The sequence below is a fragment of the Allobosea massiliensis genome, from assembly GCF_042655245.1.
Lineage (GTDB): Bacteria > Pseudomonadota > Alphaproteobacteria > Rhizobiales > Beijerinckiaceae > Allobosea > Allobosea massiliensis.
Map to the genome: position 1 here is coordinate 1 of NZ_JBHSLU010000135.1, position 201 is coordinate 201.

Annotated in this window: 1 protein-coding gene; it reads left to right on the forward strand. The window is 61.7% G+C overall.

The window, feature by feature from the left end; all coding sequences use genetic code 11:
* The coding region (locus ACFPN9_RS27780) for an ATP-binding protein (RefSeq protein ID WP_377817945.1) at positions 1–154 on the forward strand (154 nt) is incomplete at its 5' end.
* Positions 155–201 lie beyond the last annotated feature (47 nt).

A 201-nucleotide genomic window follows, 5' to 3' on the forward strand; every position in this document is an offset into this window, starting at 1 on the left:
CGGCGATCCCGTCGTCGCGACGGCCATCCTCGATCGGCTGCTTCACCACAGCCATGTCATCACCATCCGTGGAGACAGCTATCGGCTCCGCGAAAAGCGTGGCAGCGGCCTTTTGCAAAAGGCCGCTGCGACGCCGCAATCCGCAACCGCCTAAAGGCAATCGGCATGGGGGTCAGTTCTTCATGACGCAAAGGGGTCAGT